The 16016-nt window shown below is 54.7% G+C and carries 13 protein-coding genes; 7 read left to right on the top strand and 6 right to left on the bottom strand.

Annotated elements, in window-relative coordinates:
* The first annotated feature begins 47 nt into the window (after positions 1–47).
* The 6 genes from ACMHXH_RS20190 (at position 48) to ACMHXH_RS20165 (ending at position 6923) form a co-directional block, all read left to right on the top strand.
* Positions 48–1655 (top strand): carboxyl transferase domain-containing protein, encoded by a 1608-nt coding sequence (locus tag ACMHXH_RS20190; RefSeq protein ID WP_025009397.1) that lies wholly within the window; start codon positions 48–50, stop codon positions 1653–1655.
* 11 nt (positions 1656–1666) lie between these two features.
* Positions 1667–2521 (top strand): enoyl-CoA hydratase-related protein, encoded by an 855-nt coding sequence (locus tag ACMHXH_RS20185; RefSeq protein ID WP_233962749.1) that lies wholly within the window; start codon positions 1667–1669, stop codon positions 2519–2521.
* 13 nt (positions 2522–2534) lie between these two features.
* Positions 2535–4592 (top strand): acetyl/propionyl/methylcrotonyl-CoA carboxylase subunit alpha, encoded by a 2058-nt coding sequence (locus ACMHXH_RS20180; RefSeq protein ID WP_335912144.1) that lies wholly within the window; start codon positions 2535–2537, stop codon positions 4590–4592.
* Between the two features lie 2 nt (positions 4593–4594).
* On the top strand, positions 4595–5485 hold the full coding sequence (locus tag ACMHXH_RS20175; RefSeq protein ID WP_335912146.1) for a hydroxymethylglutaryl-CoA lyase: 891 nt from the start codon (positions 4595–4597) through the stop codon (positions 5483–5485).
* A 64-nt stretch (positions 5486–5549) separates the two neighbouring features.
* The gene (locus tag ACMHXH_RS20170) at positions 5550–6251 is read left to right on the top strand and encodes a CoA transferase subunit A (RefSeq protein WP_071476287.1); all 702 of its coding nucleotides are present in this window, start codon (positions 5550–5552) and stop codon (positions 6249–6251) included.
* A 15-nt stretch (positions 6252–6266) separates the two neighbouring features.
* Positions 6267–6923 (top strand): CoA transferase subunit B, encoded by a 657-nt coding sequence (locus ACMHXH_RS20165; protein WP_025009400.1) that lies wholly within the window; start codon positions 6267–6269, stop codon positions 6921–6923.
* Positions 6924–7082: 159 nt separating this feature from the next.
* Here ACMHXH_RS20165 and recN read toward each other — a convergent pair whose 3' ends face one another.
* Entirely contained in the window at positions 7083–8744 is a 1662-nt protein-coding gene (recN, locus tag ACMHXH_RS20160; protein WP_335912149.1) for a DNA repair protein RecN, read from the bottom strand.
* 96 nt (positions 8745–8840) lie between these two features.
* Positions 8841–9794 carry an AEC family transporter gene (locus tag ACMHXH_RS20155; protein ID WP_039033737.1) on the bottom strand — a complete coding sequence of 318 codons (954 nt, stop codon included), beginning with the start codon at positions 9792–9794 and terminating at the stop codon, positions 8841–8843.
* 223 nt (positions 9795–10017) lie between these two features.
* On the opposite strand from ACMHXH_RS20155, the gene ACMHXH_RS20150 reads away from it, so the two are divergent.
* Positions 10018–10920 (top strand): LysR family transcriptional regulator, encoded by a 903-nt coding sequence (locus ACMHXH_RS20150; RefSeq protein ID WP_215774153.1) that lies wholly within the window; start codon positions 10018–10020, stop codon positions 10918–10920.
* A gap of 53 nt (positions 10921–10973) precedes the next feature.
* Here the strand turns inward: ACMHXH_RS20150 and ACMHXH_RS20145 are convergent, their stop codons facing one another.
* From ACMHXH_RS20145 to rpoS, 4 genes are all read right to left on the bottom strand, one after another.
* Positions 10974–11945, bottom strand: coding sequence for a PstS family phosphate ABC transporter substrate-binding protein (locus ACMHXH_RS20145; protein ID WP_025889126.1), 972 nt, complete (start codon positions 11943–11945; stop codon positions 10974–10976).
* Positions 11946–12293: 348 nt separating this feature from the next.
* Positions 12294–13595 (bottom strand): phosphate regulon sensor histidine kinase PhoR, encoded by a 1302-nt coding sequence (gene phoR, locus ACMHXH_RS20140; RefSeq protein ID WP_039033735.1) that lies wholly within the window; start codon positions 13593–13595, stop codon positions 12294–12296.
* A gap of 74 nt (positions 13596–13669) precedes the next feature.
* Positions 13670–14359, bottom strand: coding sequence for a phosphate regulon transcriptional regulator PhoB (phoB, locus tag ACMHXH_RS20135; RefSeq protein WP_025011640.1), 690 nt, complete (start codon positions 14357–14359; stop codon positions 13670–13672).
* A gap of 697 nt (positions 14360–15056) precedes the next feature.
* On the bottom strand, positions 15057–16013 hold the full coding sequence (gene rpoS / locus ACMHXH_RS20130; RefSeq protein ID WP_039033734.1) for an RNA polymerase sigma factor RpoS: 957 nt from the start codon (positions 16011–16013) through the stop codon (positions 15057–15059).
* Positions 16014–16016: the final 3 nt, after the last annotated feature.

The raw sequence follows: 16016 nt of genomic DNA, 5'->3' as shown, positions 1-16016 counted from the left end.
AAGCGGCCCTTCACGCTCCCCCATTCAGTCGAAAAGGATGACAAGCCGTGCCTCAAATCAGCAGTAGAATCAACGCCCGCAGCGATGAATTCAGGGAAAAACAAGCCGCCATGTCCCACCTGGTGGCCGATGTCCAACAAAAACTCAACAAGATAGTCGAAGGCGGTGGCCCTGTGGCCATGGAGCGCCATCTGTCCCGCGGTAAACTGGCGCCGCGTACCCGGGTAGAGAAACTTCTGGATCCCGGCTCGCCATTTCTGGAACTGAGCCAGTTTGCCGCCTTCGAAGTCTATGACGAAGAAGTGCCCGCCGCCGGCATCATAGCCGGGATCGGCCGGGTCAGCGGAGTCGAGTGCATGATTATCGCCAACGACGCCACGGTCAAAGGTGGCACTTACTACCCGCTAACGGTGAAAAAACACCTGCGCGCTCAGGAGATAGCCGAGCGCTGTCACCTGCCTTGCATCTATCTGGTGGACTCGGGCGGTGCCAACCTGCCGCGCCAGGATGAAGTGTTTCCGGACAGGGATCACTTCGGCCGCATCTTCTTCAATCAGGCCCGCATGTCCTCCAAAGGGATCCCGCAAATCGCCGTGGTCATGGGCCTGTGTACCGCAGGTGGCGCCTATGTGCCGGCGATGGCCGATGAATCGATTATTGTCCGTGAACAGGGCACCATCTTTTTGGCCGGCCCGCCGCTGGTGAAAGCCGCCACGGGTGAAGAGGTCAGTGCCGAAGAGCTCGGCGGCGCCGAAGTACACACCAAGATAAGCGGTGTGGCCGATCATCTGGCGCAAAACGACGACCACGCGCTGGAGCTGGCCCGCAATGCCGTCTCCCGCCTCAATCACCAAAAGCAGATTGCCCAGACACTGAGCCAGGTAAAGCCGCCCAAGTACGATATTCATGAGCTCTACGGCATAGTCGGCACCGACTTGAAAAAGCCCTTCGATGTCAAAGAAGTGATTGCCCGCATCGTCGATGACTCAGACTTCGACGAGTTCAAGGCCGGTTATGGTGCCACTCTGGTATGCGGTTTTGCCCGTATTCATGGCTACCCGGTTGGCATAGTGGCCAACAACGGCATTCTGTTTTCCGAGTCGGCACAAAAAGGCGCTCACTTCATCGAGCTTTGTTGCCAGCGCAAGATCCCGCTGCTGTTTTTGCAAAACATTACCGGCTTTATGGTCGGCAAGAAATATGAGCATGAAGGCATAGCCAAACACGGTGCCAAGATGGTGACTGCAGTATCCTGCGCCACTGTGCCCAAATTTACCGTGATCATCGGCGGCTCTTACGGCGCCGGTAACTACGGCATGTGCGGCCGCGCCTTTGAACCCACCATGATGTGGATGTGGCCCAACGCCCGCATCTCAGTCATGGGGGGTGAACAGGCCGCCGGAGTGCTGGCCACAGTGCGTAAAGACGGCCTGGCCCGCAAGGGGCAGACCATGAGCGCCGAGGAAGAAGCCGCCTTCAAGGCTCCGGTAATAGCCCAGTACGATAAAGAGGGGCATCCCTACCATGCCAGCGCCCGTTTGTGGGACGATGGCATTATCGACCCGGCCCAGACCCGTGATGTGGTTGGCCTGGCATTGTCGGCGGCGCTGAATGCGCCCATAGAGGACACACGTTTCGGCGTGTTCCGCATGTAATGGAGGCCGGTATGGATTATCAATATCTGACCTTAACCACCGACTCCCGCGGCGTTTCATCCCTGGTGATGAATCGCCCGCAGCTGGCCAACGCCTTCGATGAAGTGATGATTGCCGAGCTCATTGATGCGCTGGAGTCCCTGGCCCGGGATCCCGCCTGCCGGGTGCTGCTGCTGAAAGCCAACGGCAAACATTTCAGCGCCGGCGCCGACCTGAACTGGATGCGCAAACAGGCGGCGATGGACTTTGACGACAACCTCAAAGACGCCGCCGAGTTGGCCCGGTTGATGGCAACCCTGGATCAATTCCCCAAGCCGTCATTGGCCCTGGTGCAAGGCGCGGCCTTTGGCGGAGCGCTGGGGCTGGTGTGTTGCTGTGATATCGCCATAGCAACACCCAAGGCCAGCTTTTGCCTGTCAGAGGTGAAGCTTGGCCTGATCCCGGCGGTTATCAGCCCCTATGTGCGCCGCGCCATGGGCGAGCGTCAGGCGAGACGCTATATGTTGACCGCAGAGCGTTTCGATGCCGAAGCCGCCAAAACTTTGCAACTGGTGCATCAGGTAGCAGACGATCTCGAGGTCGCCGCCGCGCCCCTTATCGAGTCGCTGCTGGGCAACAGTCCGCAGGCGCTCAACTGGTGCAAACAGCTGATAAGCGATATCCGCCACGGACTGATAGATGAACAGACGCTGGCACTCACCGGCGAGGCCATCGCCCGGATCCGGGTGTCTGCTGAAGGCCAGGAAGGGCTGAACGCCTTTTTCGAAAAACGCCCGCCGAGCTGGCAAGGCTCAAGTGACAATTCGGGCAACAACTCCAGTTGCAATCCAGGCAATAGCTCAAACCCGCCACAGCGCCGTGACTAAGGAAGGATGTAAGATGTTCAACAAGATTCTGATTGCCAACCGCGGCGAAATTGCCTGTCGCATCATACGTACCGCCAGGTCATTGGGAGTGCGCACTGTCGCACTGTTCTCGGATGCCGATCGCCATGCCGCCCACGTGGCTATGGCCGATGAAGCCTTTTATCTGGGGGGCTCGGCGCCGGCCGACTCCTACCTCAAGGGCGATGCCATCATCGATATCGCCAAGGCCTGTGGCGCCGAGGCGATCCACCCGGGTTATGGTTTTCTGTCGGAAAACGCCGGTTTTGCCGCTGCCTGTGAACGGGCCAATATCGCCTTTATCGGCCCCAAGGCCGACTCCATAGAAGCCATGGGCAGCAAGAGCGCCGCCAAACTCATCATGGGCCGCGCCGGAGTGCCGCTGGTGCCCGGCTATCACGGTGATGACCAGAGCGATGAAGTGCTGCTCAGTGAAGCCGAAAAAATCGGTTTCCCGCTGCTGATCAAGGCCGCCTTCGGTGGCGGCGGTAAGGGAATGCGGATTGTCCGCAGCCTGACGGAAGTCAAGTCGGCCATCGACTCGGCCCGCCGTGAAGCCGCCTCCAGTTTTGGCAATGACAAGCTGTTGATGGAGCGTTACCTGGAGCAGCCGCGCCATGTGGAAGTACAGGTATTTGCCGACACCCAGGGCAATGCCATTTATCTGTCAGACAGGGACTGCTCGATTCAGCGCCGCCACCAGAAAGTGGTGGAGGAAGCGCCGGCCCCCGGCCTCAGCGACGCCCTGCGCCGCCGCATGGGTGAAGCCGCCGTGGCTGCCGCCCGCGCCATCGACTATGTGGGTGCAGGCACGGTCGAGTTTCTGCTGGACACCCATGCCACAGAAGAAGACGGCAGCTTCTTCTTTATGGAGATGAATACCCGTTTGCAGGTAGAGCATCCGGTTACCGAACTGGTGACAGGGACAGATCTGGTGCACTGGCAACTGCTGGTCGCCGCCGGAGAGCCTCTGCCCCTGACTCAGGAGCAAGTTGCCATTAAGGGCCATGCCTTTGAAGTGCGAATTTATGCCGAAGATCCGGATAACGACTTCCTGCCCGCCAGCGGCAAGCTCAACTTCCTGCGCGAGCCCAAGTCATCGCGCCATGTACGTATCGACTCAGGGGTTCGTGAAGGCGATGAAATCTCCAACTTCTACGACCCCATGATAGCCAAACTGATTGTCTGGGATGAATCACGCCCAAGAGCGCTGCAGCGCCTGCAAAGGGCTTTGGATGACTTCCAGCTCACCGGCCTGAAACACAATATCGGTTTCCTGGGAAAAATCGCCGCTCACCCGGCCTTTGCCAGCGCCGACTTCAGCACAGATTTTATTGAGCGCTATCAAGCACAGCTGCTGCCTCAAGCGAAAGACAGCACTCTGCCCTTGCCGCTGCTGGCCAAAGCCGCACTGTATGAAATGCTGTGGCGCAAACGCGACTCCCGGGCCAAACAGACAAACAGTCAGGACCCATCCTCGCCCTGGGGCAGCGCCAATGGCTTTAGACTCAACAGCGCCAAGCGCCACGATATTGCCCTGATGGACGATGAACACCATATTCATCACCTGCAGCTGACTGAGCTGGCCAAAGCCGATAGCTGGCAACTGACACTGGATGGTCAAACCCTGGTTATCGAAGGCGAGTTGAGCACAGATGAGGCCGGTGGTGACACGCTTCGCTGTATGGTCGATGGGCATATCAGCAGCCAGCGAATCAGCCGCCAGGGTATGGACTTTACCCTGCTTGGCCGCTCCGGCGAGCTTAGCGCCTGTCATTTCCGCGCCATTCAGAATGAACTGGAAGAGGAGCAGGCCAACCACGCCGATCTGCTCAAGGCGCCGATGAACGGCACCATAGTCACCCACCTGGTGGCTGTAGGCGATAACGTTAAGGCCGGCCAAGGGCTGATGGTGATGGAAGCGATGAAGATGGAATACACCATAGCCGCGCCTTTCGATGGCACTGTGAGTGAGTTTTTCTTCCAGCCCGGCGAACTGGTCAGCGATGGCGCCCAGTTGCTGGAGCTCAGCGAACAACTCAAGGAGGCTTAAAAATGCTGCCTCCCAAGGTAAGCCTGTTTGAAGTGGGCCCAAGAGACGGCCTGCAAAATGAAACCTCGGTCAGCACTCAAGCCAAGATAACCCTGGTTGAAGCCCTGGCCGATGCCGGGGTGAAGCGCATCGAAGCCGCCAGCTTTGTATCGCCCAAGTGGGTGCCGCAAATGGCAGACTCGGGCGAGGTGCTGCGCGGCATTTCACGCCGCACCGGCGTCTGCTACAGCGCCCTGACTCCCAATCTCAAGGGCCTGGAGTTGGCGCTGGATGCCGGCGCCGATGAAGTGGCGGTATTTGCCGCCGCCTCCGAAGGCTTCAGCCAGAAGAACATCAACTGCTCCATCGAAGAGTCCATCGCCCGCTTCGAGCCCCTGCTGAGCCGGGCCAAGGAGCAAGGCGTTCGGGTTCGCGGCTATGTTTCCTGCGTACTGGGTTGCCCCTATGATGGTGAAATCGCCCCGGCAGAAGTGGCTCGGGTCGCCGACATTCTGCATCAATTGGGCTGCTATGAAATATCCCTCGGCGACACCATAGGCGTAGGTACACCGCTCAAGGCCCGCAAAATGCTGGAAACAGTGGCCGAGCGAGTACCGGTAGAGCGCTTGGCGCTACACTTCCATGATACCTATGGTCAGGCGCTGGCCAACATTCTCGCCTGCCTGGAAACCGGCGTCAGTGTAATAGATACCTCGGTCGCCGGACTCGGTGGCTGCCCCTATGCCAAAGGCGCATCCGGTAATCTGGCCAGTGAAGATCTTGTCTACATGCTGCATGGTATGGGTATAGACACAGGCATAGATCTCAACAAACTGGCCCGGGCCGGACGGCAGATAAGCCAGCAGCTTGGCCGGCAAACCGGTTCAAAAGTGGCCAGAGCCCTAGGAGCTTAAGGCTTCCAGGTGGCACAACAGATAAGCAGTATAACGACAGATAATAAACAGCAAGGACATCACTATGGCAGGACTCAATAAAGTCGTCGGCAGCTACGACGAAGCGCTCGCAGGTCTCACCAATGATATGACAGTCATGGTGGGAGGTTTTGGCCTTTGCGGCATTCCCGAAGGCCTTATCAATCAAATGGTCAAGCTGGGCGTCAGCGGCCTGACCGCCATCTCCAATAACGCCGGGGTGGACGACTTCGGACTGGGGCTGCTGCTGCAACATAAGCAGATAAGCACAATGATCGCCTCCTATGTGGGTGAAAACGCCACCTTTGAGCGGCAGATGCTCAGCGGCGAACTCAATGTAATCCTTACCCCACAAGGCACTCTGGCGGAGAAGATCCGCGCCGGCGGCGCCGGGATCCCCGCCTTCTTTACCGCCACCGGCTACGGCACCCCGGTGGCCGAGGGCAAAGAGACCCGCGAAATCAATGGCCGCCACTATGTGCTGGAAGAGGCACTGACAGCCGACTTCGCGCTGATCCGCGCCTGGAAGGCCGATACCATGGGTAACCTGGTATTTCGCAAGACAGCCGCCAACTTCAACCCCATGATGGCCACCGCCGGCAAGATAACAGTGGTGGAAGTGGAAGAGATAGTCGAGCCGGGTGAGCTGGACCCGGATCATATCCACACCCCGGGCATCTATGTGGATCGCGTCATCAAGGGTGTGTTCGAGAAGCGTATCGAACAGCGCACAGTCAAACAGGCATAAGGGCAGGAGAGCAAAATGGCACTTTCAAGAGAACAACTGGCCCAACGCGTCGCCAAGGAACTCAAAGACGGTTACTACGTCAACCTGGGGATAGGTATCCCCACTCTGGTGGCCAACTATATCCCCGAGGGCATGCAGGTAATGCTGCAATCGGAAAACGGCCTCTTGGGCATGGGTGAATTCCCCACCGAAGACACTATAGATCCGGATCTGATCAACGCCGGCAAGCAAACCGTTACCGCCGTCAAAGGCGCGTCTTTCTTCTCCAGCGCCGAGAGCTTCGCCATGATCCGTGGCGGGCATGTGGATCTCACGGTACTGGGCGCGTTCGAGGTGGATGTCGAAGGCTCTATCGCCTCCTGGATGATCCCCGGCAAGCTGGTTAAAGGCATGGGCGGCGCCATGGACTTGGTGGCCGGCGCCGACAATATCATAGTCACCATGATGCACGCCGACAAACACGGCAACTCCAAACTGCTGAGTAAATGCGAGTTGCCGCTCACGGGTTATGGCTGCATCAAGCGGGTACTGACAGACCTGGCCTTTATCGAAATCAAGGACGGCGCCTTCCACCTGCTGGAGCGGGCGCCAGGTGTGAGTGTCGAGGAGATAGTTGCCAAAACCGCTGGCAAGCTTATTGTCCCCGAACATGTGCCAGAGATGGCCTTGTAAGAAATTAAGTCTCTGAGGCCTATTATCACTCACAATAGGCCGACCTTGACCGGGCCGATTTTCAGCGGACCATAGTTTTTGAGTCGCCATCGCGACTCAAAAACCCCCGGATAATATTGGGTGTGACGGTTTTATCTCAAAACTTGCAAAACGCCGCTTTTAGCTGCTGAGCAACTCACGGGCATTGGCCAGGGTATTGCTGGTGATGGTATCGCCACCAAGCAACCGGGCCAACTCCTGCACTCGCTGCTCTTTATCCAGCGCCACCATAGAGGTTTCGGTACCGCTGCCCTTGGCATGTTTAGCAACAAACATATGCTGATGGCCGTTACCTGCCACCTGCGGCAAGTGAGTCACACACAATACCTGGGTCGATTCTCCCAGGGTGCGCAACATGCGGCCCACCACGGCGGCTGTTGGTCCGGAAATCCCCACATCCACCTCATCAAAAATCAGTGTCGGAGTCGCTACCTTACGGGCGGTTATCACCTGAATACCCAGGCCGATACGGGAAAGCTCGCCCCCCGAGGCCACCTTGGCCAGACTCTGCAGTGGCTGCCCCGGGTTGGTGGTCACCAGAAACTCCACCCTGTCACTGCCGTTGACCGACATCTGCTCAGGGCTGAACTCCACCGCTATGCTGAACTTGCCCTTGGGCATATTGAGCTCATGGATGGAAGCCGTGACCAACTTGTCCAACTCTTTGGCATAGCGGCTGCGGCTCTGACTAAGTTTTTGCGCCTGGGTCAGATAATTCTGTTTGCTGGCTTCCAATTGCTGCTCTATCTCTTCGAGCTTCTGCTCATCCGAGTCGAGACTCCCCAGTTCGGCCAGCAACTGCTGATGATGTTGATACAGCTCTGAGGGCATCACCTGATGCTTGCGCGCCAGTTGCATCGCCTTGGAAAGTCGCGCCTCCAGCATGGCAAAGTGTTCAGGATCCAACTCGAGCTTGTCCAGATAGCGCTGCAGTTCGCTGCTGCTTTCCTGCACCTGGATCAGGGCATCGTTGAGCATGCCGCCGACATTGGACAGCTCAGCATCGACACTCTCAAGCTCGGCACTGATATGCACGGCCCGGTTCAACAATGACTCTATGTTGGCTTCTTCGCCCTCACTGAGCAGCATCAAGGCCAACTGACAGGACTCGATCAGCGCCGTACTGTTGGCTAGACGCTTGTGCTCCTGCTCTATCTCGGCAAATTCATGCTCCCCGAGAGCAAAGTCATTGAGTTCTTCCACCTGATAACTGAGTAACTGCTTGCGGGCAATTCTCTCCTGCTGCGACAGCACCAATTGCCGCAGTTCCTGCTCGATTTGGCGATAACGCTGATAGGCACTGCTTACACTATCGAGCAACAGCTTATGATTGGCATAGCTGTCCAGCAGGTAAAGTTGCTGCTCTGTCTTGAGCATGGCGTGATGAGCATGCTGGCCGTGGATCCCCACCAGCAAGGGTCCCAACGCCTTGAGCTGAGTCAGCGGCACAGGGTTACCATTGATATAGGCGCGGGAGCGGCCATCGCTGCCAATGGTGCGCCGTAGAATACATTCATCTTCGAGTTCGAGATCATTATCTTCCAGCCAACGCTTGGCCAGAGGGACATCCGCCAGAGAGAAACGGGCACTGACTTCCGTCTTGCTGGCGCCGGGGCGCACACTGGCGGCATCGGCCCGGTTACCGAGACAAAGCCCCAGGGCATCGATGGCAATGGATTTACCCGCCCCGGTCTCGCCGGTAATACTGGTCATTCCCGGACGGAAGTCCAGCTCCAGAAAACGCACTATGGCAAAGTTATTGATGCTGAGTTGGCAAAGCATAATGAATTCCCAAAACACTGTATTGATAAACAGTATATACTGATTTTTTATACAGTAAATATCTGTCGATTAATTATTCCCTGTGTTCTACCCAGCCTAAACAGCCCATGCCGCTATCAAAGGCAAACTGATAAAGGTGATTAGCGTGCCCAGTAATATACCCTGGGCACTGACCCCAGCCTTGGTGTCATAACGCTGCGCCAGTAAGTATACACTCGCTGCAGTAGGCAGGGCCGCAAGAATAACCCCCATCTGCAGATTGGTGCCGCTGATCCCCATGGCTTTCAATAATAGATAAGCCAGCAGAGGTTGCAGTAGTAGCTTGCAAGCGTTGATACCAAAAAGCTCGGCCAACTGCCAAGGCCCAGGTAAGCGGGTGGCGCCGCGAACCCGGGTCGCCTTGGCCAACACCATACCTATGGCAAACAGGGCGCAGGGACTGGAGGTAGCGCCTATCTGGCTTATCATCATCGCTATCCCATCCGGCAGAGCCATACCGGAAGCCGAGACAGCAACGCCCAAGGCGCTGCCGATAACAATCGGGTTTTTCGCCAGCGCTTCAACAATAATCAGCAAGGGATGCGCCTTGTTTTCTGTATCTCTGGCAAGCTCCAGCGACACCAGTGCGATGGCAAACATCACCACAGACAACAGGCTGGCAATGGCCGCCGCAGCCAGCGCCAACTGGTTTCCCGGGTAGACTATCATCATCATGGGGATGCCGATAAAGGCGGTATTGCCAAAGGTGGCATTCAAGGCGCGAATTGCCCCAACCCCCTGACCGGCCCTGAAACAACCGGAAATCAGCAGTACCAGCAGATAGGTCAGCATCATTGCCACACTGAAACCGACGATGAAATGCCACTGGAAGATCTCCTCGAAAGAAGTTCTTGCCAGCACTATCATCATAATGGCCGGAAAAGCTATGTAATAAACATATTGGTTGAGGGCGGCGTCCGTACCATCCGGCAGGATTTTGCTTTTCTGTACCAGTGAACCTGCGAGCATAATGCCAAACACAGAGATCAGCGGAGTAATGATTCCAGTCATACTTCTTCCATTTTGCTGACTTTGGCTGTCGTACTCCCGCCGAGGATCTGCGAAAATGGCGGGGAATTCTGTATCTTGCCTGCCCTTATCAGTACAGCTAAGTAAGTTCGGCAGAGATTGCCGACAAGTTACCACAGCCGTTATCTGCCAGCCATTGCGCTATGGTCGTAGACATCGGCAGACAAGCGTTTTAAACATATCCTTGGCACATTGAGGAACAGCAATGAGTGACAATCAGGCTCCCGAACTGCAACTGCTCTACTTGTTTGTACATCTGGTCAATGCCGGAAGTTTCTCCCAGGCCGCCAAAGTACTGAATATGCCGGTGGCCACCGTCAGCCGCAAACTAGCCAAGCTGGAATCTGTGCTGGATAAACAACTACTGATGCGAACCACCCGCAAACTGAGGTTGACCGAAGAGGGACTGGAGTTGTTCCAACGCTATCAGCAACTGATAGCCCAGTTTGATGCCCTGGCCAGCGGCACCTGCGCCGACAAGCCCGAAGGCACCCTGAGAATTGCCGCTCCCATCTCGATTATCTCTATGATATTCATCGAGACACTGAACGAATTTTGCGAGTGCTACCCGGATATCAAGCTGCATATCGCCCAAAGTAACGAGGTGGTGGATCTCATCGATAAAGGCATAGATGTTGCCATAGTCGGCGGCAGCCAGCCAGACTCCTCCTGGGTCTCCTGCTCTCTTGGAGTATTGGATTATCGCCTGGTGGCTTCCCCCGGGTATCTTCGAAAGGCGCCGGTATTTAATCATCCGCAACAGCTCAGTCAGCACAAGGTTATCAAGGTCTGGCCTCTGTTCAACTGGTCGCTGCGCCATCCCGATGGCGATGCCTTCTATTATGATGGCCCAGCCAACCTAACCCTGACGGATCTCCACGGTGCCATCCGCGCGACCTTAAATGACGGCGGCATTCTTTACGGCCCAGAGCTATTTTGCAAACAGGAGTTGAAAGATGGCCGGCTACAGGTATTGCTACCGGAGTGGAAAGGAGAAAAACGGCGTATTTCCCTGCTCTATCATCAACGCAGCCAGCAACCTCTCAAGGTAAAACTCTTTATCGAGTTCATGCAGCAGCGCGCCCCTGCGCTGTTTTCCATGGACTGATACCCAGACGCAAAAAAGCCCGCATCGCGGGCTTTTCTTCGAAGGGGTAAGTCTTACAGACGGATACCAGCCTTCTCCAGGTCTTTGGCAATCACACTTCTTGGGAGTGCAACATAACCGTCTTTCTCAACAACCTGCTGACCCTGCTTGGACAGGACATAGCGGACAAACTCGCGCTGCATGGGTGACAGCTCTTTGTTTGGGTGCTTGTTGATGTAAACGTAGAGGTAGCGTGACAGTGGGTAAGTACCGCTGGCAGCATTCTCAGGAGTTGCCGCGATATAGTCGTCGCCCTTCTTCGACAGAGCCACAGCTTTCACACCGGCAGTCTTGTAGCCTATGCCTGAGTAACCGATAGCGTTCAGCGACTGAGATACAGACTGAACCACCGAGGCGCTGCCTGGCTGCTCGTTCACGTTGGCTTTGAAGTCGCCCTTACACAGCGCTTTCTTCTTGAAGTAACCGTAAGTACCGGATACTGAGTTACGGCCGTACAGCTGAATGTCTTTGGCAGACCAGCTTCCGTCCAAACCGGCATCACCCCAACGAGTGATATCGCTGCCACCACACTTGTGGGTAGAGGAGAAGATGGCATCAACCTGCTCTATGCTCAGCCCCTTGATGGGGTTGTCCTTGTGCACAAAGACTGCCAGAGCATCAATGGCTACACGAATCGCAGTAGGCTTGTAACCATAGTGCTTTTCAAACGCTTCCTCTTCGTTTGGCTTCATCTTGCGGCTCATAGGGCCGAACTGAGAAGTCCCTTCGGTCAGGGCTGGAGGCGCAGTTGAAGAACCGGCAGCCTGGATCTGGATGTTGACGTTAGGGTACATCTGTTTGAATTCTTCTGCCCACAGAGTCATCATGTTGGCCAGAGTGTCAGAACCGACAGAAGACAAGTTACCGGATACGCCACTTGTTTTCTCGTAGGTTGGCAGTGACTGATCGATAGCAGCCATAGATGCTGCTGAGAATACACCAGCGGCTGTAAGAGTCACCGCACCGACAAGCTGTTTCAATTTCATTATTTGCTCCAGTGTTTACCGAAATTGGTTTCTAAAACGCAGCCAGTATCAATTGCCACAATGACAAGTCTATGACTTTAAAATGACAGTTGCATGACAGGCCAAGATAAATTCGCAGCAAATGAGGGATTGAAAGTAGCGGATAGCACAGTTTTCAATAGTTTCAACATTAAGGGCCTTCGAGTAAAAGTATTGTTTAAGCAGCTCACTATTCTGTAGCGAAGAGTTTGTATAATCATAATCTGAAGCTTGCTGCTGGTGACACAAGCAGCAAAATAAATCCCCTTCGCACCAGATAGTAAAAAAGGAGCCTACGGCTCCTTAATAACATTAGTCTATTCCAGCGCTTCAAGAATCTTGCTGCTCCAGCAGATGCTGCGGGATCACAAAGCTGAAAGTACTGCCCTTACCCAACTCGCTGGTCACCTTGAGTTCACTGTGGTGATGACTAAGGGCGTGTTTCACTATCGCCAACCCCAAACCACTGCCACCGGTTTGCCGCGAGCGGGCACTGTCGACCCGATAGAAACGTTCAGTCAGTCGACTGATATGCTGCGGTGCAATTCCTTCACCACTGTCTTTGACGCTGAACATGGCGCCGGTTGCCACCCGTTGCCAGCGCACCTCAATACTACCGCCCGGTTCAGTGTAACGTATGGCGTTGGACAACAGATTGGAGCAGGCACTGCGCAGCTGCAACTCATTGCCATGGGTATTGAGCCCGGGTTCGGCATGGAAGCTCAGTTGGTAGCGACCACGGGAGAGCGCTTCGCCCTCCTCCTTTAAGGTGGTCATCAACTGCTTCATATCCACAGTGTGTTCCAGGTTGATATCGGCGGCATCTTCAATCCGCGACAACGCCAACAACTGCTCTACCATGGATTGCATCCTGCCGGTCTGCTGCTGCATCAGCTCCAGCGCCTTAACATTGGGGGAGTCGGGTTCGGCCATGCTCTGCATCATCTCAAGATACCCCTGCAGCACAGTGAGCGGCGTCTTCAGCTCATGGGAGACGTTGGCAACAAACTCCTTGCGCATTCCCTCGAGTTGCCTAACCCGGGTAATATCCCGGGCAATCAGCAACAGCTGCCTGTCGCCATAGGCCATCAAACGCACTTCCAGCAAACGTCTATCCGAAACCGGGGACGGCAGCTCCAGCGGCTCCTTGTAATGACCCTTTTTCAAATAGGCCGAAAAGTCGGGATGCCGGATAAGGTTATCTATTCGCTGACCATTATCCTGCGGCCAGACAAAGCCAAGCAGCAGCTGCGCCAGCTTATTACACCAGAGAATATTGTGCTCTGAATCGAGTACCACTGCCGCATCAGGAAGCGCTTCGGCCCCCTGGCGAAACCGTCCCAGCAACCCTGCCAACTGACTCACCCGCTTGCGGTTTTTACCCTGCAGGCGATAGATGCCATTGAACACCCCTTCCCAGCTGCCGCTGCCCTGAGGCGGCGTTAAGCGGCGATCGCGCCACAACCAGTAATTGAGCCGAATAAGCTGGCGATAGTGCCAACCCAATAATAGAAAAGCTCCCAGACACAACACCAAGAGCAACTGACCAAGCAGCAACCCAAGCAGCAGACAAGCCGCCAGGTACAGCATCAGACGGGAAAACAGCCGATAACCCGAATAGGAATCAAACATAGAAAATGCCCAGGCAAAAGGCCGATGGTTGCACAAGATAACGCAAAACCCGGCCCATGCCCATTGTTACCCCGCTAGATACGGGTAGAGAAGCGGTAACCTGCGCCGCGAACCGTTTGGATCAGTTTATCGTGCCCGGACAGCTCCACGGCTTTCCTTAAGCGACGAATATGCACATCCACGGTTCTGTCTTCGACATAGACATTGGTGCCCCAGACATTGTCCAGCAACTGCTCACGGCTGTAGACCCGTTCCGGGTGAGTCATAAAGAAGTGCAGCAAACGAAACTCGGTCGGCCCCATCTCCAGCACTGAATCACCCACAGTGACCCTATGGCTGACAGGATCCAGGGTCAGGCCCTGCACATCTATGGTTTCTTCCAGGCGGGTTGGCGCGGCGCGTCTGAGAACCGCCTTGATGCGGGCCACCAACTCCTTAGGGGAAAACGGCTTGGTAATATAGTCATCGGCGCCCACTTCCAGGCCTTTGACCTTGTCCTCTTCCTCACCGCGGGCGGTGAGCATGATAATGGGGATCTGACGGGTAAACTCATCTTGCTTCAATCGCTTGGCAAACTGAATACCGCTGCCGCCCGGAAACATCCAGTCCAGCAGAATAAGATCCGGATAAGGTTCCTTGAGCAGTGCCAGAGCAGAGTCAAAGTCCTCGGCGGCACTGGTGGTGTACCCGTGTTGTTCCATAACAAAAGTCAGCATCTCGCGGATAGCCAACTCATCTTCTACTATTAAAATCCTTGCAGTCATAACGGTTTCTGTCAGTGAATTTCCACGTGGCCATTATTGGACAGTTTTATTACAAAATTATGAAAAAGACTCGTTTAAGCCCTATTAACGCCACCATTTTGTCATAATTTTCCGGATTAAACACTTGAAACCCTGATAAAAATATCTTTAAAACCTCTCCATTAGCCGCTATCGACAACAATCCTAATGCGTGTAAATCCATAACAAAAACATATATCAAACAATATCTTACCTAGAAATAAATCCCACATTTCCCAAAAGATAATAATCCAAGTTGAACCAGGCTCGGAACATATGACACAGACCAAGGCGCTGACACATATTCTGCCGATGCTTAAAGTGATCGCATGTCCGGTCCAACTTGCCGGTCTGAAATCAAGTCAAATAGTGTGATTACCGGCGATTTTTGGCGATAAACAACCACAGGAGTTCAATGAAGCGCCACCAGGTTAATACCTGAAACCGGCCCGAAAACGAAAGCAGCTCATCACCTTAGAGTACGAACCTGAGGCTGGCGACGCCATGCTAACGAGTTTTATTTACCAAGAGGCTTGATGATGCTGGGGAACAATGAAGCTGAGTAACAAAAAATCCGATGACATATTTACATCGGATTTTTATCTTTTGCATGAACCCCTTAAAGTCGCCAGATAGATATGTTCGGGATTGCATTCTTTGGGCATTATTGCAAACTTATCTAGGCCTTGAACAAGGCCTCTACCGACAATCCCTGAGAGGAGAGTATGTCGCGCAGGCGTTTCAATGCCTCCACCTGAATTTGCCGCACTCTTTCTCGGGTCAGGCCAATTTCCGAGCCTACATCCTCCAAAGTGGAAGGTTCATATCCCAGTAGGCCAAAGCGTCTGGCAAGCACTTCTCTTTGCTTGGTATTGAGCTCATTGAGCCACTTAACCACAGAGTTGGAAATGTCTTCTTCCTGCACCTGGGCATCCGGTGTCATATCATCATCGTCTGCCAACACATCGAGTAGGGCCTTGTCGTTGTCACCGCCTATCGGGGTGTCGACCGAGGTGATCCTCTCATTCAGCTTCAGCATCTTGCTGACATCGCTGCTCGGTAGTTCCAGCTTTTCGGCTATCTCTTCGGCTGTGGGTTCGTGATCCAGCTTATGGGCCAACTCCCGGGCAGTACGCAGATACACATTGAGCTCTTTAACCACATGAATAGGCAGGCGTATAGTACGGGTCTGATTCATTATGGCTCGCTCAATGGTCTGGCGGATCCACCAAGTGGCATAAGTGGAGAAACGGAAACCGCGCTCGGGGTCGAACTTTTCTACGGCACGGATCAGACCAAGATTGCCTTCTTCAATCAGATCCAAAAGCGCCAAGCCACGGTTGTTGTAACGACGGGCTATTTTGACCACGAGGCGTAAATTACTTTCGATCATGCGGTTGCGTGATTTTTCACAACCTTTGAGGGCCTTGCGCGAGAAAAAAACCTCTTCTTCTGCACTCAGCAAAGGGGAAAATCCGATTTCACTCAGATAAAGTTGGGTCGCGTCTAAGTTTTTTTGCAGGTCATCCTGAACCATTTCGGCCAGAGCTTCTTCCTTCTTTGACGCCACTTCCGTGTCGTTTACGGATAAATCTACAAGCTCTTCCACGGGTGCGCTAGCATTTTTGCGGCTCATAAT

The sequence above is a fragment of the Shewanella sp. BJSY2023SW001 genome (assembly GCF_047314685.1).
In the GTDB taxonomy this organism is placed as follows: Bacteria; Pseudomonadota; Gammaproteobacteria; order Enterobacterales; family Shewanellaceae; genus Shewanella; species Shewanella indica.
This window is presented reverse-complemented; position numbering and strand designations above follow the sequence as displayed.